The sequence below is a fragment of the Pseudomonas sp. MWU13-2105 genome, from assembly GCF_023242315.1.
In the GTDB taxonomy this organism is placed as follows: Bacteria; Pseudomonadota; Gammaproteobacteria; order Pseudomonadales; family Pseudomonadaceae; genus Aquipseudomonas.
On the sequence record NZ_JALLIY010000012.1, the window covers coordinates 169,498 to 190,199 of the forward strand.

Annotated in this window: 16 protein-coding genes and 1 pseudogene; 1 reads left to right on the plus strand and 16 read right to left on the minus strand. The window is 64.5% G+C overall.

Annotation, left to right across the window (positions count from 1 at the left end; genetic code table 11):
- Positions 1 to 21: 21 nt before the first annotated feature.
- Positions 22 to 1,038: a succinylglutamate desuccinylase/aspartoacylase family protein gene (locus M5B96_RS19010; protein ID WP_248798261.1), complete on the minus strand. Its 1,017-nt coding sequence runs from the start codon at positions 1,036 to 1,038 to the stop codon at positions 22 to 24.
- A gap of 191 nt (positions 1,039 to 1,229) precedes the next feature.
- Between M5B96_RS19010 and M5B96_RS19015 the strand changes: the two are divergent.
- Positions 1,230 to 1,868 (plus strand): annotated as a pseudogene (locus tag M5B96_RS19015) (TetR/AcrR family transcriptional regulator); the annotation flags it as partial.
- Here M5B96_RS19015 and M5B96_RS19020 read toward each other — a convergent pair.
- The 15 genes from M5B96_RS19020 to M5B96_RS19095 form a co-directional block, all read right to left on the minus strand.
- Positions 1,824 to 2,831, minus strand: a complete 1,008-nt coding sequence (locus M5B96_RS19020; protein WP_248798262.1) for a DMT family transporter — start codon at positions 2,829 to 2,831, stop codon at positions 1,824 to 1,826. The pseudogene M5B96_RS19015 and the gene M5B96_RS19020 sit on opposite strands and share 45 nt — an antisense overlap.
- On the minus strand, positions 2,831 to 3,529 hold the full coding sequence (locus M5B96_RS19025) for an ABC transporter permease (RefSeq protein ID WP_248798263.1): 699 nt from the start codon (positions 3,527 to 3,529) through the stop codon (positions 2,831 to 2,833). The genes M5B96_RS19020 and M5B96_RS19025 overlap by 1 nt, the downstream gene beginning before the upstream one ends.
- 5 nt (positions 3,530 to 3,534) lie before the next feature.
- Positions 3,535 to 4,239 (minus strand): ABC transporter permease, encoded by a 705-nt coding sequence (locus M5B96_RS19030; RefSeq protein WP_248798264.1) that lies wholly within the window; start codon positions 4,237 to 4,239, stop codon positions 3,535 to 3,537.
- Between the two features lie 170 nt (positions 4,240 to 4,409).
- On the minus strand, positions 4,410 to 5,192 hold the full coding sequence (locus M5B96_RS19035) for a transporter substrate-binding domain-containing protein (protein ID WP_248798265.1): 783 nt from the start codon (positions 5,190 to 5,192) through the stop codon (positions 4,410 to 4,412).
- A gap of 27 nt (positions 5,193 to 5,219) precedes the next feature.
- The gene (locus tag M5B96_RS32605) at positions 5,220 to 7,223 is read right to left on the minus strand and encodes an aminotransferase class I/II-fold pyridoxal phosphate-dependent enzyme (protein WP_318654850.1); all 2,004 of its coding nucleotides are present in this window, start codon (positions 7,221 to 7,223) and stop codon (positions 5,220 to 5,222) included.
- Between the two features lie 153 nt (positions 7,224 to 7,376).
- On the minus strand, positions 7,377 to 8,795 hold the full coding sequence (locus M5B96_RS19050; protein ID WP_248798266.1) for an aldehyde dehydrogenase family protein: 1,419 nt from the start codon (positions 8,793 to 8,795) through the stop codon (positions 7,377 to 7,379).
- A 94-nt stretch (positions 8,796 to 8,889) separates the two neighbouring features.
- Complete coding sequence (locus M5B96_RS19055; protein WP_248798267.1) at positions 8,890 to 10,521, minus strand: 5-guanidino-2-oxopentanoate decarboxylase; 1,632 nt, start codon at positions 10,519 to 10,521, stop codon at positions 8,890 to 8,892.
- A gap of 360 nt (positions 10,522 to 10,881) precedes the next feature.
- Complete coding sequence (locus M5B96_RS19060) at positions 10,882 to 11,595, minus strand: response regulator transcription factor (protein ID WP_318654852.1); 714 nt, start codon at positions 11,593 to 11,595, stop codon at positions 10,882 to 10,884.
- 120 nt (positions 11,596 to 11,715) lie between these two features.
- Positions 11,716 to 12,348 carry a TetR family transcriptional regulator C-terminal domain-containing protein gene (locus tag M5B96_RS19065; RefSeq protein WP_248798269.1) on the minus strand — a complete coding sequence of 211 codons (633 nt, stop codon included), beginning with the start codon at positions 12,346 to 12,348 and terminating at the stop codon, positions 11,716 to 11,718.
- Positions 12,349 to 12,396: 48 nt separating this feature from the next.
- A complete protein-coding gene (locus M5B96_RS19070) occupies positions 12,397 to 13,098 on the minus strand; it encodes an NAD(P)H-dependent oxidoreductase (protein WP_248798270.1) in 702 nt (233 codons plus the stop codon).
- Between the two features lie 114 nt (positions 13,099 to 13,212).
- Positions 13,213 to 14,838: an ABC transporter ATP-binding protein gene (locus M5B96_RS19075; protein WP_412548622.1), complete on the minus strand. Its 1,626-nt coding sequence runs from the start codon at positions 14,836 to 14,838 to the stop codon at positions 13,213 to 13,215.
- 2 nt (positions 14,839 to 14,840) lie between these two features.
- Positions 14,841 to 15,671 carry an ABC transporter permease gene (locus M5B96_RS19080; RefSeq protein WP_248798272.1) on the minus strand — a complete coding sequence of 277 codons (831 nt, stop codon included), beginning with the start codon at positions 15,669 to 15,671 and terminating at the stop codon, positions 14,841 to 14,843.
- A 3-nt stretch (positions 15,672 to 15,674) separates the two neighbouring features.
- On the minus strand, positions 15,675 to 16,634 hold the full coding sequence (locus tag M5B96_RS19085) for an ABC transporter permease (RefSeq protein WP_248798273.1): 960 nt from the start codon (positions 16,632 to 16,634) through the stop codon (positions 15,675 to 15,677).
- Between the two features lie 237 nt (positions 16,635 to 16,871).
- On the minus strand, positions 16,872 to 18,473 hold the full coding sequence (locus tag M5B96_RS19090; protein ID WP_248798274.1) for an ABC transporter substrate-binding protein: 1,602 nt from the start codon (positions 18,471 to 18,473) through the stop codon (positions 16,872 to 16,874).
- A 139-nt stretch (positions 18,474 to 18,612) separates the two neighbouring features.
- A complete protein-coding gene (locus M5B96_RS19095; protein ID WP_248798275.1) occupies positions 18,613 to 20,700 on the minus strand; it encodes an acetate--CoA ligase family protein in 2,088 nt (695 codons plus the stop codon).
- Between the last annotated feature and the right edge of the window lie 2 nt (positions 20,701 to 20,702).

The window sequence follows — 20,702 nt, forward strand, 5'->3', positions numbered from 1 at the left end:
AAACCGGCGCGGACGGGCGGCCTAGTTGGGATCGAGCAACCCGCCCGTCCAGTTGTGGGACACCCGGCTGCCAGTAAATTTCGCCACCACCGAACCTTGCGCTATCAGGCGGTCGCGGTAGCGGGTGACCATCCTGCCAGCTTGGGCCGCGTACAGGATCACCTCGGAAGAGGCGTCCCCCGGGCGCCCGATGATCCGGGCAAAACGTTGCCCCGCCTCGACAAAATCGCCCAGTTCCGCTTCAAAGACCAGGACCCCGGGGCGTGGCGCCAGGATCGTCTCCATATGCCCCATCTCCACCGCCTGCACCGGCCAATCCGCCAGCGCCGACGCCTCGTCGATCACCCCGACGGTACACAGCCAGGCATACAAGCCATCGGCATCCTGCCCGGCCAGGTGATCGCTGACATCGCCCTGGCCACGCAGCTCCAGGGTAGCGGCGAAGCGTTGCGCGCTATCGCCGTCACGCAGCCAGGGGGCGATAAGGGTTTCCTCGAAGGAGCCGTCACCGCCGTCGTCCCAGATGATCGCCAGGTCCATCTTCAGCGCCGCCGCCAATGCCTGGCCCCTGGGCCAGAACGCACGGTGGATATAGACGTAGGGCAGCGCTTCGTCATCGGTGTGCAGGTCGAGCACCATGTCCGCCGTGGCCGCCAGTTCCACCAGGCTTTTTTGCCAGTGCTGGACATTGGTCGCGGGCCGCACCAGCGCTTGCGACTGGTCGAATGAGCGGTTGAAATTCTGCCCGGTGGCCTCATGAAAGCGCCCGAGAATCCGCCCCTGGCGGAACTGCCCGAGGCCCAGCGGGTTGGCTTGGGGCAGCACGGTCACGTGGCCCTTGAGACGGCCTTCGGACTCCGCTTGTTGAAGACGCGGCATCAGCAGGTGCAGCACCAGCATGCCGGCGATCTCATCGGCATGCACCCCGGCCTGCAGATGCACTTCCGGACCCTCGCCGCGGCCCTCGAAACGCCAGGCGCCGACCCGCAGGTCCTCGCCGTTATTGCCCCGGACACTGAACGAAACATCCCGCGCCATAGCCTTGCCCTCCCCTCATGAACGTTGAAAATCAATTCGTCGCCAGCCTCGACAGTGGAAATTGAACGTACGTTCAACTAAACTTCTCCAACCTTGGATCTCCAGTGCTCTCCAGGACGTTTTCGCGGGCAAGCTCCGCTCCCACACTAGATCTAAGTCAGTCACAAGTTCTGTGTGCGCAGCAAAACCTAATGTGGGAGCGGAGCTTGTCGGGGCGCCGAACCGCCGCGAAGACGTCCGTAAAAACACCACAGCCTCCACTGATTTCTTCCAAAACAAAGGATCACCGCGTGCCCATCGACACCCGCAAATTTCGCCGCGCCGAACCCGACGAGCGTCGCGACCTGCTGATCGCCGCCGCCCTGCGCTGCCTGGCCCGGGACGGCCATGCGGGCATTTCCGTGCGCCGTATCGCCACCGAGGCCGGCGTCTCCGTCGGTCTGCTCAACCATCATTTCGGCAGCATCGACGCGCTGATCGCCGACACCTACCACAAGCTCGCCAGCGAACTGACCAGCACTCTGCTCGAAGAGGTCCGCCAGGCCGGTAGCGCCGCGGAAAAGCTCGAGGCGTTCCTCGTCGGGTCCTTCTCGCCACGGATCATGGACCCGCAACTGCTCGGGGTCTGGGTGGTGTTCTGGAGCCTGATCCGTCACTCCGAGCACGTCAGCCAGTCCCATGAAAAAAGCTACCGCGCCTACCTCGAACTGATCCGCCAACTGCTCGACGACCTGGCCAGCGCCGAAGGCTTCACCATCCACGACAGCCGCCTGGCCGCCATCGGCCTATCGGCGATGCTCGACGGACTCTGGCTCGAGTGGTGCCTCAACCCCGAGACCTTCAGTCCCGCCAACGGACTGCACATCTGCCGCTGCTGGGTAAAGGGCTTGCGTCACGGAGCATTCGGCACCGACGATGTCCTGTGAGGCGTGACGACCGAAGACCATCGCCAGGGTGCCGCTGAGGGCGATCAGCCCGGCGCCGGTGATCAGTGACACATCCATCAGCGTGCCCCAGATCAGGTTCGAGAGCAGGAAGGCCCAGATCAGCCCGGTGTACTCGAACGGCGCCAGCAGGGTCGCGGTGGCCCGCTGGAAGCTGGCGAACAGCAGGAACTGGCCGATCCCCCCGACCAGCCCGGCGCCAAGCATCCCCAGCCAGGCCGGGGTCGACGGCGGTGTGTGGGTCCAGGGCAGCGCCAGGGCCATGCAGATGACAAACACCACATTGGTGATCAGCATCTGTTCCAGCACCGAAGTCTGTTCGTCGACCTGCCGTAGCTGGATGTAGGTAAAGGCCCAGCACAGCGCCGCCAGCAACGTCAGTACGATGGGCCAGGGGTCGCTCATGTTGCTCGGGCGACAGGCGATCATCACGCCGGTAAAACCGATGATCAGGGTGACCCACTGCCAACCCGTGGCGCGCTCCTTGAGGATCAGCGCCGCCAGCACCGTGACCATGATCGGCGCGGAGAAATACAGGGTGGTCATCTCCGCCAGGGTCAGGTCCCGCGCCGCCGTGTAATACAGCAGCCAGGCGACGATCGAGAGCAGCCCGCGCACCACCAGCAGGCGTCGGCTCGGCGACCGCCAGGCGCTCCGGACCAGGCACCAGCGCCCGGCCAGCAGGCAGGCCGCGACCACCACCAGGCCACGCCAGAACAGCACGGTGATCACCGAATAATCCGCCACCAGCCACTTGATCACGGCATCCTGCAAGGCCAGGAAGGCATAGCCCAAGGTACACAGGCCGATGCCCTGCAACGAACGATCAACCCGTGGCGCATTGTTCATCACACCGACCTGCGCATCGGCGTTCCGCGCCGTTCGGCGAAGGCAAACAGCGCCTCGATCAGGAAGGTCAGGCAGACATAGACCCCGGCCACCAGCAGCAACGGCTGGTAGACCTGCAATGTCTGCGCCCGTACCACGTTGGCCGCCCCCAGCAGGTCGATCACCGCAATGGTCGAGGCCAGCGCCGTGGACTTGAGCAGCATCACGCTCTCCCCCGCCAGGGTCGGCAGCAGCAAGCGCATGGCCCGCGGCAGGCGGACCCGCAACAGCGACTGGCGCGGGGTCATGCCAAAGGCCGAGGCCGCTTCCATTTCGCCCTTGGGCACCGCCAGCAGGCCACCGCGAATCACTTCGCCGACATAGGCGCCCACCGACAGCACCAGGGCGAACACGATGTACCAGTAGCCGTCGCGCAGGTAAGGCCAGAGGAAGCTGCCGCGAATCAGCGGGAACTGCGCGAACAGGCTGCCCAGCCCGTAGTAGAAGATGTAGATCTGGATCAGCAGCGGCGTCCCGCGCAGCACGCTGGTATAGAACAGGCTGGCCTTGGCGAGCAGGCGGTTTTTCGACATCCGGGCCAAGGCCACCAGCACCGCCAGCGCGAAGCCCAGCACGCTGGAAATCAGCAACAGGGTAATGGTCGTTTGCAAGCCACGGCCCAACAACGCCGCGTATTCGAGTATCCACGCTGGAATCATTTCATTCACTCAGCCAAAGGCATCCAGCGACGGGTCCGTCGCTCAAGCCGTCCCGACAGGTAGTTGGACACCAGCGTCACCGCGTAATACAGCGCGGCGGCCGTGAGGTAGAACAACAGATAGTGGCGCGTCGACCCCGCGCCCTGCTTGGCGGTGTACAACAGCTCGTTGGTGCCGACCACGCTGATCAGCGCGCTGTCCTTGATCAGGTTGATCCACAGGTTGGCCATCCCGGCCATGGCGTAGGGCGCCATGATCGGCAAAGTGACCCGCCGGAACAGGCCGAAACCGCTCAAGCCGAAGGCCCTAGCCGCCTCGATCTGGCCGTAGGGAATCGCCTGGATCGCCGCGCGGAAAATCTCCGAGGCATAGGCGCCCTGGACCAGCCCCAGCACCAGGATCGCCGCCAACGGGCCGCTGACATTCAGCGCGTCATAGCCGAGCCGGGCCATCAGCGAATTGAGCAACATGGAGCCGACGTAGTACAGCAAGAGGATCAGCAACAACTCCGGAACCGCCCGGAACAACGTGGTGTAGCCGCGCATCAGCGCCGCGATCGGTTTCGGCGCGCCCAGCTTGAGGCAGGCCACCAGCAATCCGACGAACAGCCCGACCGCAAAGGCCCCGGCCGATATCTGCAGGGTCATCCAGAGCCCCTTCAACAGCGCACTGCCCCATCCCTGTTCGCTGAAATCGATCAATTCGAACATCGCTGGCTCTCCAGTCGGTGGCCTTGAAAGCGCCACCTCAGTCTGTAGGAGCAGGGCTTGCCCGCGAAAGGGCCCTTGAGGACGCCAAAAGCTTCGCGGGCGAGCCCTGCTCTACAAGTTCTGCGTTTTCCTTAGGTTTTGTGTTTAGGCTTGGCCGAACAGCATCACCGTCAGAACGCAGGTTTGACGCTGGTACCGAAGTAGCTCTGGGAGAGATCGTCGTAGTCCTTGCTCGCCAGCAAGGTCTTGATCGCCTTGTCGAGACGCGCCTTGAGCTCGGTGTCATCCTTGCGCAGACCGGCACCCACGCCCTTGCCGAAGATCGGGTCGTACGGCACCGCGCCCAGGTAGGCCAGGTCCTTGGCATCCGGAGTCTTGACGAAGGCGGTCATGGCCGTGCCGTCCGCCATCATCAGGTCGATGCGCCCGGCAATCAGGTCGGCGTTGGCCGAGTCCTGGGTGTCGTAGTACTTCACGTCGGCGATCTTCTCGTAGTAGGCCTTCAGGTAGCTGGCACTCACCGTGGAGTTCTGCACGCCGATGATCTTGCCCTTGAGGTCATCCGGGTACTTCTTCACCGAAGCGCCCTTGGGCCCGACAATCGCGATCACCGAGTCGTAGTAGGCCTTGCTGAAGGCGATCTGTTTTTCACGTTCCTCGGTCACCGACATGGAGGAGAAGATCACATCGATCTTCTTCGCCAGCAGCGAGGGGATAATTCCGTCCCAGGCCACTTCCTTGATCTCGCACTCGGCTTTCATTTCACTGCACAGCTTGTGGATCAGGTCGACTTCGAAGCCCTTCCATTCACCGTTGGCCTGCTTCTCGGTGTACGGCGGATAGGGTTCGGCCGCGACCGCGAAGCGGATGGGCGCGGCCTGTGCCGCGCTCATGCCGGCCAGCAGGACACAGGCCACGCCCGTCAACCAATTTGCCAAACGTCGATTTCCCATGATGTTGTCCCGTCTTTTTATGCTGCGTTAGCGAGTCTGATGAGCGTTGACGAATTGTCGGCAACGCTCGCTGCGTGGGTGTACGAACACTTCATCCGGCGAACCGGTTTCCTCGATCAGCCCTTGATGCAGAAAGGCCACTTTGGAAGAGACATCGCGTGCGAAGGCCATCTCATGGGTCACCAGGATCATGGTCCGGCCTTCTTCGGCGAGGGAACGGATCACCCGCAGCACTTCCCCGACCAGTTCCGGGTCGAGTGCCGAGGTGGGTTCATCGAACAGCATGACCTTGGGCCGCATGGCCAGGGCCCGGGCGATGGCCACCCGTTGTTGCTGCCCCCCGGAGAGAAACGCCGGGTATTCGTTGCGCTTGGCCGCGAGGCCCACGCGTTCAAGCAAGGCTTCGGCCCGTTCAATGGCCTCCGCCCGACTCTCACGCAGGACCTGGGTCGGCGCTTCGATGAGGTTTTCCAGCACCGTGCGATGGGGCCAGAGATTGAAGTTCTGGAACACCATGCCCAGGCTGGATCGGATGCGTACCAGTTGCTTGGCATCGGCCACCAGCGGCGCACCGGGCCGGTCGAAGTTCAGGTGAATACTTTCGCCGTCCACCAGGATGCGGCCCTGGTCCGGCACTTCGAGCATGTTGATGCAGCGCAACAAGGTGCTCTTGCCCGAGCCGCTGGCGCCGATCAGCGAGATCACCTCGCCCTCGCGGGCCGTCAGGGACACGCCCTTGAGCACCTCGATATTGCCGAAGCGCTTGTGCAGGCGATCGACCTCGATCATGGTCTTGGTCGCGGCAGGTTGCGCAGCGTTTTCAACCGTCACGCCACTGATCAGCGGCCGCGGCGGCTCGCCCCTGAGTACCCGGACAAAATCACGGACACGTTGGCAGGCCTGGGCCAGGCGTTCTTCGCCGAGGGTGAAGGAGATCCGCACAAAGCCTTGCGCCGGTTCACCAAAGGCCGCCGCATCCAGCACCGAGACCCCGGCTTCGCGAAACAGCCGCCAGGCGAATTCCAGGGAGCTCAGCCCGGTCTCGCGCACGTCCACCAGCACGAACATGCCGGCATCGGGCTTGAGTACGCTGATGCCCGGGCAATCGGACAAGCCCGCCACCACCAGGTCACGGCGACGGCGATAGATCTCGCTCATTCCCCGGGTCACTTCGTCATGGGCCAACACCGCCTTGAGCGCGGCCTCCATGACAAACCCCGGCAGGCCGTAGAGCATGCTCAACACCAGGTTTTCGGCATGGGCGACCAGCACCGGGTCGGCGATGATCCAGCCGATCCGCCAGCCGGTCATGGCATGGGACTTGGACAGGCTGCCGACGGTCACGCAGCGCTCGGCCATGCCCGGCAGCGCTGCCAGGCTGACGTGCTCGCGCTCGAATGCGAGGCTCTCGTAGACCTCGTCCACCACCACCCAGAGGTCATGGGCGATGGCCAGCTCGGCAATGCCTTGCAGCTCCTCGCGGCTGAGCACCACGCCGGTGGGGTTGTTCGGATTGGAGAAAAAGATCGCCCGGGTGCGTGGCGTGATGGCCTTGGCCAGCCGCGCGACATCGAGACGAAAGCCACTGTCCGCCGCGCACGGTACCCGCACCAGGGTCGCCCCGGAGGCCTTGAGGGTGGCCTCGTAGGTCACGTACATCGGGTCCAGGGCAATCACCTCGTCACCGGCACCGAGCAGGCACAGCGAGGTGATGAACAAGGCGTTCTGCGCACCGGCCACGGTGATCACGTTTTCAGCTTGCAGCGAACGCTCCAGGCGCTGGCTATAGCGCGCGGCGATGGCTTCGCGCAGGGCCAGGCGACCGGCGATTTCGGTGTAGTGGGTGTCGCCTTCGCGAAGCGCCTGGATGGCCGCTTCGGTGATGAAGTCGGGGGTGGGGAAATCCGGGTCGCCGACGCTGAGGATGATCACATCCTCGCCGCGACGCTGGGCCTCGAACGCCGCGTGATGAATGTCCCAGGCGGCCACACCGTCACCAGAGATCCGCTCAACAAAAGGTGAAAACCGCATGCCAGTGCCTCGTTCGAATTTGAAGAAACGCAAGCCCGCAACCCGCCGGGATGGAGCCAACATAGTCGAAGCTGAACAGTCGTTCAATAGCAAAAAAGCGCCAGCTTCGCGTTCAGCGCAAACAGGTCGTTTTCACGACAGTCGTGCCGTTTTTCAGCACTGGATCGCCTTGGTTTCAACGAATTCCGCCAGCCCTTCCTCACCCCATTCGCGACCGTTGCCCGATTGCTTGTAGCCACCGAAGGGAGCGCGGTAGTTGAAGGCCGCGCCGTTGACGAAGCACTGCCCGGCGCGCAACCCGCGCGCCAGTTCCAGGGCGCGGGCCGGGGTGCCGGCCCAGACTGCGCTGGACAGGCCGAAGGGCGACTCGTTGGCCAGGCGCACGGCCTGTTCTTCGTCCTCGTAGGGCATCAGGCAGAGCACCGGGCCGAAAATTTCCTCCTGGGCGATGCGCATGCCGTTATCGACCTCGGCAAACAGCGTTGGGCGCACGTAGAAACCGCGTTCCAGTCCACTCGGCACTGCGGCGCCGCCACTCAACAGCCGGGCGCCCTCCTGCTGTCCGACGCGGATGTAATCGAGCACGGTACGGCGCTGGGACGCCGAACACATGGGGCCGAGAAAGCTCTGCGGGTCCAGCGGATCACCGACCCTGAGGCTTTCGCTTTCGGCCCGCGCCAGTTCCAGCGCCTCGGCGTAGCGGCTGTGGGGAATCAGCATGCGGGTCAAGGCGGTGCAGGTTTGCCCGGAGTTGATCATCACGTCCTGCACGCCATGGCGCACGGCGGCGCCGAGGTCGGCATCGGCGGTGATCAGAAAGGGCGACTTGCCACCCAGCTCCAGGCACACGCGCTTGACCGTCGGCGCGGCGGCCAGCGACACCCGCACGCCGGCGGCGGTCGAGCCGGTGAACGAGACCATGTCCACGTCCGGGTGCCGGGCCAGGGCTTCGCCGACCTTGGCGCCGGGGCCGCTGACCAGGTTGAAGACCCCGGCCGGCAGGCCGATGGCGTCGATCATTTCGGCCAGCAGGAAAGCATGCAGCGGGGTTTCCTGGCTCGGCTTGACCACCACCGTGCAGCCTGCCGCCAGGGCCGGCGCGAGTTTGCCGATCAGTTGATGCAGGGGGTAATTCCACGGATTGATAAAGGCGCAGACGCCTACCGCCTCGCGAATCACCAGGGAGTTGCCGACCTCGCGCGGCTGCTCCATCAGCGCGGCGATTTCGGCGTAGCTGAGCAGGCCTTCCAGCGGGCCGTCGACCTGGACCGACTGGCACCATTGCACCGGCATGCCCAGTTCGGCGGTGATCAGCGCGGCCATTTCCCCGGCGCGGGCCTTGAGTTGCTGGCCCAGCGCGCGGATGTAGCTGGCGCGTACGCTGGCCGGGGTTCGTGACCAGTTGGAGAAGGCCCGGCGCGCGGCGGTGACGGCGCGTTCGACATCCCGTTCATCGCCGAGGGGGACATGCCCGGTCACGGTTTCGGTGGCCGGGTTGATCACTTCGGCGACGCCACTGCCATGGGGCACGACCCAGTCGCCGTTGATGTAAAGATGGGTGTAGGTGGTCATTGTTATTGTTTTCCATCATCGGGGAGAACGTGGTTTACCGGTGGAGTTTTGTCAGGCTTGAGGGCCCTTTCGCGTCAGCACAGGCGCAGCCGCTTCACCGGGCGCAGGCGTGCTTGAGCTCGATCAGCGTCACCCCGGCGTGGCCAAAGCCCGTCCGCAGATCGCGTTCCAGCTCATCCAGACTCTGCGGCTCACACAGGCTGCAACCGAACGCCCGGGCCAACAGGGCGAAATCCGGATTGCGCGGCAACACCCCCACCGGCTCGATATCCAGGCTGAGCATGTCGTCACGGATCTGCCCGAGGGAATCGTTGTTCCAGAGCAGCACCACCAACGGGCTGTCCAGCTCCTCGACAGCCGTCGCCAGTTCCTGGACCGTGTAGAGAAAACCACCGTCGCCGACCAGCACCAGACCGGGACGCCGCGGTGCGCCGAACTTGGCGCCGATCCCCGCCGGCAAACCGTAACCGAGGGTGCCGTAGCCGGTGGGGTGCAACCAGCTGCGCGGGGCCCGGCTGGCAAAGGCGTAGTTGCCCGTGTACGCCAGCTGGGTCATGTCGCTGCTGATAACGGTGTCGGCCGGCATCGCCGCCGCGATGCGGTCGAGAATCTGCTGGTGGATCGTCTGCAGCGGACCGTGGCCGGCGCGTACAGCCGCGCGTAATGCCACCACCGCCTTGACCGCCGCATGGGAATCCCGGGCCTGCGCCGGCAGGCGTGTCAGCAAGTCGGCAAGGGTCTGCTGTGCATCCCCCCGCAACGCCACGGCACAGGGATAGAAATCGTTGAACTTGCGCGAGTCGATATCGATCCGGATCACCTCGCCGGTCAACGGCAAGCGTTCACGCCAGTAATCGGTATCGGCCATTTCGGTGCCGACTGCGAGGACCACATCGGCTTGCGCGATCAGCGCCCAACCGGGCTCGACGCACAGGCTCGAACCGGCATTCAACGGCGCATCGGGTGCCAGCAAGCCTTTACCGGCGACGCTGGTGAACAGCGGCGCGGCCAGGCGCTCGCTCAAGGCCTGCAACTCGGCCCCGGCGGCCAACGCACCGCCACCGGCGATAATCATCGGCCGCTTGGCCTGTTGCAGCCGCCGGGCGGCCTCTTCCAGGGCTTGAGCGCTCGGTAGCCCGCGTCCGGGGCGGCGCACCACCTCACGGCTCCAGTCACGGCTGATCGGCCCGGCCAGCACATCCAGCGGCACCGAGATATGCACCGGGCGTGGCCGCTCGCTGTCGAACACGGCGAAAGCGCGGGCGATCAGTTCCGGCAGGTCGTCGGTGCTCAGGGCCACCGCCGAAAACGCGGTGATGGGCGCGGTAATCGCCCGCTGGTCCTGGGTTTCATGCAGGCAACCCCAGCCTTTGCCGAGGCTGGCGGTGTGATTGACGCTGGAAATCACCAGCAGCGCAATCGAGTCGGCATAGGCCTGGCCGATGGCGGTCGCGGCGTTGGTCACGCCGGGGCCGCTGATGATGAAACAGACGCCAGGCTTGCCGCTGACCCGGGCATAACCGTCGGCCATGAAACCGGCGCCCTGCTCGTGGCGGGTCAGCACATGACGGATGCCGCTGCCGGGCAGGCCGCGGTAGAGCTCCAGGGTGTGCACGCCGGGAATGCCGAACACCGTGTCGACACCGTAATGGGCCAGCAGACGCACCAGGGCCTGGCCGCCGGTGAGCGTGGTGGAAGAAGCTTGCAGGGTCGATTGGGAGCTCATGCTAGCCCTCGTCTTGTTGGGGTGGGGTGATGGGGGACCGCCAGACGATATTAAACACTCGTTCAATAAGGAAGCAACAGGCTTCCGGATCCTGAAATCACACCTAGGAAATCGTTTATCTATTTGTTTATAAATGTTTTTTATTGAAAAACACGAAATGTCAGGCGGGAGTTGTTACATCTTCGAACATCTATCGGTCGATTGAAGCCGGACGTGTTTTCATGAACGACACCATCCCGTGCAGGCGCCGGCTTGCCGACGATGGCGACGGATCAGACGCTGCAAGGCTCACTGGCCTCATCGCCGGCAAGCCGGCTCCTACACAGGGTTCGTGGTGTTTTCAGAGGCATTGGCGGCCTGCTAGGCCGCCATCGAGGCATTGGCGGTAAACAGGTAACCGGCCCCGTGGATAGTGATGATCAGTTCCGGCTCGGCCGGATTGTCATGCAGCTTGCGCCGTAAACGCCCCACCAGCACATCGATGGAACGATCGTTGGGCATCCATTCGCGATTGCGCAACTGGTCCATCAACTGGTCACGGCTCAAGGTGTGGCCGCTGTTGCGCATGAACACGTTGAGCAGCTGGAATTCACCGTGGCTGAGCAGGGTTTCACTACCGTCGCAGGCCTTCAGGCGGCGACGGTGGGTGTCCAGGGTCCAGTCGGCGAAATACCTGAGATGCGCCCCGGTCTGCACCGTGGTTTGGAGATGACACACCCGCCGCGTCAGGTTTCGCGCACGGAAAACCAGCTCACGAGGGTTCAGGGGTTTGACCAGATAATCGTCGGCGCCGCCTTCCAGGCCGGCGATCCGCTCGCCGTCATCGTTGCACTCGGAGATCAGGATGATCCCAACCTCCGAGCGCCCTCGCCATTGACGGGTCAGATGCAGGCTGCACGGCCCCGGCAATTGCATATCGAGCAACACCAGCGCCACTGGAACCTGGCTCAGATAGGCCTCGGCCTGCTCGGCCGACTCGACACAGTGGACCTCATACCCATCCTGGGTCAGACACGCCTCCAGTTGTTCACGGATCAGCCGATCGTCCTCGACGACCAGCACGCGCGGCATCACCTTCATCACCTGGCTCCTGTTCGTGCCGCAAACGGCCGATTCTTGGAATTATGCGAAGCGGTAGGAATTTTCGATGCACTGTAGCGCTTACTGAACAGTTGATCAACAAGCCACGAAAGGCTATTGGATGAAACGTCGGTAGCCGCCCATTTGCAGGCCATCGACCCAGGCTTCGCAGATCTGCACGCCCTGGGCCGGGGTGAAGGTGCTGGGGTTGAGCCCGCATTCCAGCCACAGGCCGTCGAGCAAGGCGCTCAGGCCGATAGCCGCCAGGCCGCTGTCGAAACCGCTCCAGCCTTCTTCTTCAGCCAGCAGGGTCAGGGCCTTGCCCATGATGGTGCGGTACTCACCATAGGAATGATCGTGCGCGCGGTTGATGGCCTCGGCGGTTTTCACCGCCCCCCAGAACGCCAGCCAGGCTTCGAGCAGCTCGGGATCGAGCATGCCTTCGGAGAACGAGGCCTCGAAAAACGCCGACAGGTGCCGGCGGGCACCACTGCCCGCCTTCGCCACCGACTCGCGCAGCAGGCTCATGACCTGCCCGGTGATATGCAGGTAGGCATCGGCCACCAGTTCGTCCTTGCCGCTGTAGTGATGGCTGATCAGCCCCACCGAGACCCCGGCTTCAGCGCAGATCTTGCGGATCGAGGTGCCGACAAAGCCGTACTTCTTCAGGCAGCGCAAGGTGGCCGCCACCAGATTGGCCTTGCGCAATTCAGGGTCCATACGCAGAAAACGCGTTTCCTCGGCCATAGTGCTCCTGCCCTCTTCAACGTCGATGGCTGACTGTACAGCGTGCGGTCAGCGGATGGGATACAGCGCCTCGTCGAACTGTGACAAGTGCGGAAAGACCAGTGGACTGTCCTGTTCGAGATTTTCCAGGCGCTCATGGTAACCGACCAGGAATTGTTCGCGGGCCTCGGCACTGATGTAGGGCACGTGCCAGGCCACGAAGGGTGGTAGCACGTCGAGGCCGACATAGGCCAGGGTGCCGCGCAGCAACGGGCGCAGCATGTCTTCCAGCGGGCCGTGGATCGCGCCTTCGCCGAACATGTGCTCGCGGCCGCCGAGGGTGACGGTGACCAGCGCTTGCTTGCCCGCCAGACCGCCCTGGTCGTAGAAACGCTTGCCGCCGTAGCAGACGCCGGACACCAGCACGCGGTCGATCCAGCCCTTGAGAATGGCCGGCACGGAGAACCAGTAGATCGGGAAATTGAGGATCAGCAGGTCGGCCCAGAGCAGCTTGTCCAGTTCCTCCTGGATGTCCGGCGCCAGGCTCCGGGTCTTGACGCCCATGCGTTGTTCCAGGGCGTAGACCAGGTAGTCGGGGTTGTCCCGGGCGGAGAAATCCTCGGCGCTGGCGACCGGGTTCCAGTGCATGGCGTAGAGGTCGGAAACCTTGACGTTGTGGCCCTGGGCTTGCAGGGTCTCGACAGCCTGGTCACGCAATGCGGCGGTGAAGGATTGCGGTTCGGGGTGGGCGTGGATGATCAGTACGTTCATGGGAGTCACTCATCAATCTGAAGGAATAAACATGCTCAGTGTGGAAAGCAGGCCTGTTGTGGCGAGCGGGCTTGCCCGCTCGCCACAAAGAAGGTTGTGTTCCAAAGTGAAAAGTCATGGCGTCACAGCACGCTGTTGCAGAATCCTATCCAACCAATCCGGGTCCATCTCCGGCTCAGAAGAAAACAGCAGGCCGGTGTAGTCGCGGTGTGGCGGGGTAAAAATCACATCCCGGGCGCCGGCGTCGACCACCTTGCCGCGCTGCATCACCACCACCTCGTCGGCAATCGCCCGCACCGTCGCCACATCGTGGGTGATAAACAGGTAGGACACGCCCAATTGCCGCTGCACCCGATCCAGCAATTTGAGGATGCCCTCCGCCACCAATTGGTCCAACGCCGAGGTCACTTCGTCGCAGATGATCAACCGCGGCTCGGCGGCCAACGCCCGGGCAATGCAGACCCGCTGCTTCTGCCCGCCGGACAGCTCCGACGGCAGGCGCTCCATGAACTTGCCCGGATCGAGTTCGATCATCTCCAGCAACTCGGCCACCCGCTGGCGCAGGACCTTGCCCTTGAGCCCCAGGTAGAACGCCAGCGGCCGGCCGATGATGTCGACGATGCGCTGGCGCGGATTGAGGGCCGTATCGGGAATCTGGTAGATCATCTGGATGCCGCGCAATTGCGCCTTGCTGCGGCGGCGATAGTCCGCCGGCAACACCTCGCCGTCGAACAGCACCTGCCCGCTGCTCGGCTGCAGCAGGCCGGTAATCAGCCGGGCCGTGGTGCTTTTGCCGCTGCCTGACTCGCCGATCACCGCCAGGGTCTGGCCCCGATAGAGACGCATCGAGACATCGTGCAGCACCGGCTGTCGGCTGTAGCTGGCCGAGGCGTTGCGCACTTCGAGCAACGGCCCGCCCTGTTCCGGGCGGCCCTTGGGCTCGGTACGGAAACAGCGCACCGCCCACAGCGACCGGGTGTAGTCCTCGCTCGGCGCCGCGAGCATCTGCCGGGTCGCCGCCTCCTCCACCAGCTTCCCGTGGCGCAACACCATGATCCGATCGGCCATCTGCGAGACCACTGCCAGGTCATGGGTGATGTAGATCGCCGCCATGCCGAAGCGCTTCACCGCATCGCGAATCGCCGCCAGCACCTCGATCTGGGTGGTGACGTCGAGGGCCGTGGTCGGCTCGTCGAAGATGATCAGGTCCGGCTGGCAGGCCATGGCCATGGCGGTCATCGCCCGCTGCAACTGGCCGCCGGAGACCTGGTGCGGATAACGCTGGCCGATGCTTTGCGGATTCGGCAGGCGCAGCACCCGGTAGAGCTCCACCGCTTGGGCCTCGGCCGCGGAACGTTTCATCCCGCCATTGATCACGGCGCTTTCCACATGCTGGTCGATCAGCCGCTGCGCCGGGTTGAACGAGGCCGCCGCGCTCTGCGCCACATAGGCGATGCGCAGGCCGCGCAGTTTGCGCAAGACCTCGGCGGAACACTGGCGCAGGTCCTGGCCGTCGAAATGAATCGAGCCACCGCTGATCCGGCAGCCGTCGCGGGTGTAGCCCATGGCGGCCAGCCCGAGGGTCGACTTGCCCGCGCCGGACTCGCCGATCAAGCCCAGCACCTCGCCCCGCGCCAGGCTCAGGTCGATGCCCCGCACCAACGGATGCCAGGCGTCGTCGTAGTGCCCTTCGATATGCAGGTCGCGGATCTGCAACAAGCTCGGGTTCGCTTCGTTCATGCTCAACATTCCTTCAGCCCGCTGGAGCGATAGAGCATCCAGTCGACGACAAAATTGACCCCCACCGTGAGCAACGCCACCGCCAATGCCGGGAGCAACGGCGTAAGATCGCCGAAGGTGATCAGCACCGCGTTGTCGCGCACCATGCTGCCCCAATCGGCGGTCGGCGGCTGGATGCCCAGGCCGAGGAACGACAGCGCACTGATAAACAGGAAGACGAAGCAGAAGCGCAGGCCGAACTCGGCGATCAGCGGCGCCGCGGCATTCGGCAGGATTTCCCGGGTCACCAGCCAGACCGTGCCCTCGCCGCGCAGCCGGGCCGCCTCGACAAAGTCCTGGACCACCACGTTCATCGCCACCGCCCGCGCCAGGCGGAACACCCGGGTCGAATCCAGCAGCGCGATCACCAGCACCAGCGAGGTCGCGGTGGTGCCGACCACGCTGAGGATCAGCAAGGCGAAGATCAGTTGCGGAATCGCCATGAGGATATCCACCAGCCGCGACAGGCCCATATCGACCCACCCGCCCTTGAGCGCCGCGACCAGCCCGGCCAGGCCGCCGACCAGGAACGCCAATGCGGTGGTGAGAAAGGCGATGCCCACGGTATTGCGCGCGCCATAGAGCAGACGGCTGAGCATGTCGCGCCCAAGGTTGTCGGTACCCAGCGGGAACTGCGCGCCCCAGGCGGCGAAGCCGTCGCCGACCACCTGGGTTTCCCCGTAGGGCGCCAGGTGCGGGGCCAACAGCGCCACCGTCACATACAGGACAATCACGCAGACACCGAACTTCGCGCTCCAGGGCGCGTGGACCAGCTCTTTGAAAATGGATTTCATGGGCTACCCCTTCGGATGCATCAGGCGTGGGTTGCTGGCGATGGACAGCACGTCGGCCAGGGTGTTGAGCACGATGTAGGTCGCGGCGAAGATCAGGCTGCAGGCCTGGACCACCGGGATATCGCGCTTGGCCACCGAGTCCACCAGCAACTGCCCCAGCCCCGGATAGACGAACACCACTTCGACCACCACCACGCCCACCACCAGGTACGCCAGGTTCAGCGCGACCACGTTGACGATCGGTGCCAGGGCATTGGGCAAGGCGTGGCGAAAGATGATCCGGCCCTGGCTGATACCCTTGAGCCGGGCCATTTCGATATAGGGGCTGGCCAGCAGGTTGATCAGCGCGGCGCGGGTCATGCGCATCATCTGCGCGACCACCACCAGGCTCAGGGTCGCCACCGGCAGCACCGAGCGCTCCAGGAGCATGCCGAAGGAGGCATCCGGCGGCAGGTTCGACAGGCTCGGCAGCCAGCCGAGCTTGACCGAGAACAACAGGATCAGCAGGTAGGCGACGAAGAATTCGGGGAACGACACCGCGCTCAGGGCCAAGGTATTGAGCAGCCGGTCGAACCACGAATTGCGGTACAGCGCCGCCAGCATCCCCAGCAACAGCGCCAGGGGCACCGATACCAGCGCCGCCAGGCCGGCCAGGCACAGGGTGTTGCCCAAGCGAGCGCCGACCAGTTCGGCGATCGGCCGCTGGTTGGCCAGCGAGGTGCCCAGGTCGCCGCGCAGGAGGTGCCCGATCCAGTGCAGGAAACGCCAGAATGGCGGTTGGTCCAGGCCCAGTTGGGTACGGAACGCCGCCAGAGTCTCCGGGGTTGCCGACTGCCCGAGCATGGCCTGGGCGATATCGCCCGGCAGCAGGCCCACCGCCAGGAAGATGATCACCGACACCGCGAACAACGACAGCAGCCCCAGCGCCAGGCGCTGGGAGAGTAACTTCAGAAGGCTGTTCATACTCGGCCCCCTCTCTCCGCGACCAGTAGCATGAGGATGACCGCTGAAACCAGCGGCGACCTCAAGAGCCTCTTCGCGGGCAAGCTCCGCTCCCACAAGGGCTCTTTGCTTGCCCTCGAGACGCCGTTACAACTCGAACATTGTAGGAGCGGAGCTTGTCGGGGCCCCGCACCGCCGCGACGACAGCGGCACAGGCGACACGAAACCAGGCGGTTATCCTGCAACATGGAATCCCCCTCAGGCCTGCCACCAGCGCTCGATCAGCCGCAGGCCGTCCAGCTCGCCATAGGGCGCGGTGAGTCCGCCGTGGGCCACGCGGGTCGAGCGCGCCGCCACGGAGCTGGCGAACAACGGGATGATCGCGCCACAATCGTCGCGGCAGATCGCCTGCATTTCGTTGTACATCTCGCGTCGCAACGGCTCGTTGAGTTCGCCGCGGGCCTGGTTGAGCAGGACGTTGAAGCGCGGGTTGTCCCAGTGCGATTCGTTCCACGCCGCGCCCTTGGCATAGCCGATGCTGAACATGCGGTCGGCGGTCAGGCTGCTGTACCAGAACGAAGTGGTGAACGGCTGTTTGTTCCAGACATTGGAGAAGAAGCCGTCCGCCGGCTCACGGACCACGTCGATATCGATACCGCTCGCCCTGGCCTGTTCCTTGAACAGCACCGAAGCGTCCACCGCCCCGGAATAGGCCGCGTCGCTGGCCTGCAGGCGGACCTTGAGCGAGTCCACCCCGGCCTTGCGCAGGTAGAATTTCGCCTGCTCGGGGTCGTACTTGCGCTGCGGTAGCTGGGTATTGAGGAAACGGCTGCCGGGCTGGATCGGATGGTCGTTGCCCACCGCGCCATAGCCCTTGAGCACCGATGAGAGCAGCGCCTCGCGATCGATGCCGTGTTTCATCGCCATACGGATATCGTTGTTCTTGAACGGGTCGCTGTCGCAGAGCATCGGGAAGGTGTACTGCTGGGCGCCCTTGGTTTCCTCGATGACCATGTTCGGGTTGCGCTTGAGCAGGCCGACGGTCTTCAGGTCGACCTTGTTGATCACATCGACCTGCCCGGTGATCAGTGCGTTGATCCGCGCCGCGCCGTCGGAGATGGCCAGCAGTTCCGCCGTATCGAAATGCGCGCGACCGGCTTTCCAGTAACCGGAGCTGCGCTCCAGGGCCATGCGCACGCCGGGTTCGAAGGACTTGAGACGATAACCGCTGGTGCCGACGCCGGCACGCCAGTCGGCCAGGCCGTCCTTGGCGGGCATGATCACCAGGTGATAGTCGGCGACCACATAGGGGAAGTCGGCATTGCCCGAGTGCAGTTCGAAGGCCACGCTGTCGTTGCCGGCGGCGCGTACTGCGACCACATCACCGAGTACGGTCTTGGCCGCCGAGGTGGATTTTTCGCCCAGGTGATGCTGGATCGAGGCGATCACATCCTCGACGGCCAGGGGCTTGCCATTGTGGAACTGCACCCCTGGACGCAGTTTGAAAGTCCAGATCCGCGCATCCGGCGAGGACTCCCAGCTTTCCGCCAATTCCGGGATCGCCGAGCCGTCCACGGCGATTTCCACCAGGGTGTTGTAGATCGCCGAGAAGCCGACGAAAGTGAAGGTGTCGCTCCAGGAGCCAGGGTCATAGGAGTCGGAGGTACTGCCGCCGGCCAGGCCCAGGCGCAGGGTGCCACCGGGTTTGGGCATGGCCTCGGCAGCCCAGGCATTCAGCGGAAAGCCCATGGACGCGGCGGCACCGGCCAACCCGGCCACGGCGCCGAGTTTGAGAAAGTCGCGGCGTTCCAGAGAGAGGCCGTGGGAAAGTTGAGGAATCTTGTTGTTATTATCGCTCATCGAATTACCCCTGTTACGTTGCGGGAAAAGGGTTCGGTTGCAGATGCGGTATTACGGTAAATCCCCGGTCCTTCGGATCGCCACGGCCCTTGTAGGCGCCGGCTTGCCAGCGATAGGGCCCGCAAGATCGCCAAGAAACTCAAGCCAAACGGATCAACGCATCCACCGCCACCGCGCCCTCGGCGTTGACCAGCAGTGGGTTCACATCCAGCTCCAGCAATGCCCCGGCGTTCTCGCAGGCGTAATCCGCCACCGCGCGAATCGCCTTGACCAGGGCCGACATGTCCACCGCCGGCCCAGCGCGAAAGCCGGTCAGCAACGGCGCGCAGCGCAGGCCCAGGAGCCCCTGCTGAATGGCCTGGTCGGTGGTCGGCAGCAACAGGCTGCAACTGTCCTTGAGCAACTCCACCAGAATCCCCCCGGCGCCGATCACCAGCGCCAGGCCGAAGCCGGCTTCACGCTTGACGCCGACAATCAGCTCGGCCAAAGGCGCCGACGCCATGCGTTCCAGCAACACCTGATTGAACGCGAGCCCCGGCGCCTGTCGGGCCAGGTTGCCGCGCATGGTCTCAAGGGCCGCCCGCAACGCCGCCTCGTCCTTGAGATTGAGGGCGACACCACCGGCCTCGGTCTTGTGCGGCAAATCGGCACTGACCACCTTGAGCACCAGCGGGTAACCCAGGCTGCGGGCCTCGGCCAAGGCCTGCTCCGGCCGACACAATCGACCTTCGGGCAACGGCAGGCCGAAGCGCCGCAGGGCCTGCTTGGATTGCCATTCATCCAGCAGCCGCCCGTTACCCACCACAACATCGGGGCATAGCGGCAACAACAGCGCCTCGCCGCCATTCAACAAGGCCGCGCGTCGCTGGCGGTAATGGGCGATCCGGCCCCAGGCCGCCAGCCCATCTTCCACCCCCTGCAGCGCCGGTACGCCGTGGGCATGCAGCCGCTCGCGGGCATGGGCCGGCAATAACTCGGGAAAGGCCGACGCGACGAAACCGCTCTTGCCATGCCGCTCCAGGCACTCGCAATACAGCTCCAGCAGCAGGTCGCACTCCTTACGCTCGCCGGTAAATTGCGCCGGGTAGTCGAGCACCAGCAAGGCGGCATCGGACGGGGTACGCAAGGCCGTTTCCAGCATCTTTGCCAAGGCGTCACGATCACCCCAGATCGCCGTGGTGAAGTCCAGCGGGTTGACCAGGTTGGCGTAACTGGGCAGCACCTGCGCCAGTTCGCCGCGCTGGCCTTCGTCCAGGGCCGGCAAGCTCAGGCCGTTACGCTCGGCATAGTCGGCGATCAAGCCGGCATCGCCCCCGGAGCAGGCCAGCCCGGTCAGGCTCGGACCCGTCGGCAGATGACCGCAGGCCGCGGCCTTGAGGGTTTCGACAAAACTCACCGGGCCACTGACCCGGATCACCCCGAGACGCGCGAACAGGCTGTCGTACAGCGCATCGGAACCGGCCAGGGAACTGGTGTGACTGAGGGCCAGCTCGGCACCGATCTGCGACACCCCGGTTTTCAGGGCGATCAGCGGAATGCCTTTCTCCAGCGCCTTGTACGCCGCCCGGGCGAAACCCTGGACGTTCTTCAGCCCTTCCAGGTGCAGGCCGATGGCGGTGACCCGTGGCTCATCGAGCAGCACGTCCATCAACTCGGCCACGCCCAGTTGCGCCTGATTGCCCACCGAGGCCATATAGGCCAATGGCAAGGAACGGTCGCTCATGGACAGGTTGTAGGCGAAGTTGCCGCTCTGGGTCAGCACCGCCACGCCCTTCTCCACCGCCTTGCCGCCATGGGCCACCGGCCACAGGGCGACATTGTGCAGGTAGTCGAGCAGGCCATAACAATTGGGCCCAAGCAGCGCCATCTCGCCCGCCGCCTGTAGCAGTTGCTCCTGCAGGGCTTGCCCCGCGTCGCCGGTTTCGGCAAAGCCGGAGGCATAGCAGATCGCCCCGCCCGCGCCCTTGGCCGCCAGTTCGGCGACACAGGCCAGGGTCAGCTCGCGGTTGGTCGCGATAAATACCGCATCGGGTCCACAGGGCAACTGCGCCACCGAGGCCACGCAGGGAATCCCGTCGAGTTCGGCATGCCGCGGGTTGACCAGCCACATCTGGCCCTGGAAGCCGCCGTCGGCACAGCGCTTGAACGCCCGCGCCATGCTGCGCCCACCGACGAACGCCAGGTGGCGCGGCGCAAGCAGGCGCTTGAGGTTGTCTCTGATGGACATAC

Coding starts and splice junctions, on each gene's coding strand:
- M5B96_RS19075 (WP_412548622.1), bottom strand. CDS start 14,838: ATGAACGAAGCGAACCCGAGCTTGTTGCAGATCCGCGACCTGCATATC.
- M5B96_RS19055 (WP_248798267.1), bottom strand. CDS start 10,521: ATGAGCTCCCAATCGACCCTGCAAGCTTCTTCCACCACGCTCACCGGC.
- M5B96_RS19020 (WP_248798262.1), bottom strand. CDS start 2,831: ATGAACAATGCGCCACGGGTTGATCGTTCGTTGCAGGGCATCGGCCTG.
- M5B96_RS19035 (WP_248798265.1), bottom strand. CDS start 5,192: ATGGGAAATCGACGTTTGGCAAATTGGTTGACGGGCGTGGCCTGTGTC.
- M5B96_RS19090 (WP_248798274.1), bottom strand. CDS start 18,473: ATGAGCGATAATAACAACAAGATTCCTCAACTTTCCCACGGCCTCTCT.
- M5B96_RS19050 (WP_248798266.1), bottom strand. CDS start 8,795: ATGACCACCTACACCCATCTTTACATCAACGGCGACTGGGTCGTGCCC.
- M5B96_RS19065 (WP_248798269.1), bottom strand. CDS start 12,348: ATGGCCGAGGAAACGCGTTTTCTGCGTATGGACCCTGAATTGCGCAAG.
- M5B96_RS19085 (WP_248798273.1), bottom strand. CDS start 16,634: ATGAACAGCCTTCTGAAGTTACTCTCCCAGCGCCTGGCGCTGGGGCTG.
- M5B96_RS19025 (WP_248798263.1), bottom strand. CDS start 3,529: ATGATTCCAGCGTGGATACTCGAATACGCGGCGTTGTTGGGCCGTGGC.
- M5B96_RS19070 (WP_248798270.1), bottom strand. CDS start 13,098: ATGAACGTACTGATCATCCACGCCCACCCCGAACCGCAATCCTTCACC.
- M5B96_RS19030 (WP_248798264.1), bottom strand. CDS start 4,239: ATGTTCGAATTGATCGATTTCAGCGAACAGGGATGGGGCAGTGCGCTG.
- M5B96_RS32605 (WP_318654850.1), bottom strand. CDS start 7,223: ATGCGGTTTTCACCTTTTGTTGAGCGGATCTCTGGTGACGGTGTGGCC.
- M5B96_RS19095 (WP_248798275.1), bottom strand. CDS start 20,700: ATGTCCATCAGAGACAACCTCAAGCGCCTGCTTGCGCCGCGCCACCTG.
- M5B96_RS19010 (WP_248798261.1), bottom strand. CDS start 1,038: ATGGCGCGGGATGTTTCGTTCAGTGTCCGGGGCAATAACGGCGAGGAC.
- M5B96_RS19080 (WP_248798272.1), bottom strand. CDS start 15,671: ATGAAATCCATTTTCAAAGAGCTGGTCCACGCGCCCTGGAGCGCGAAG.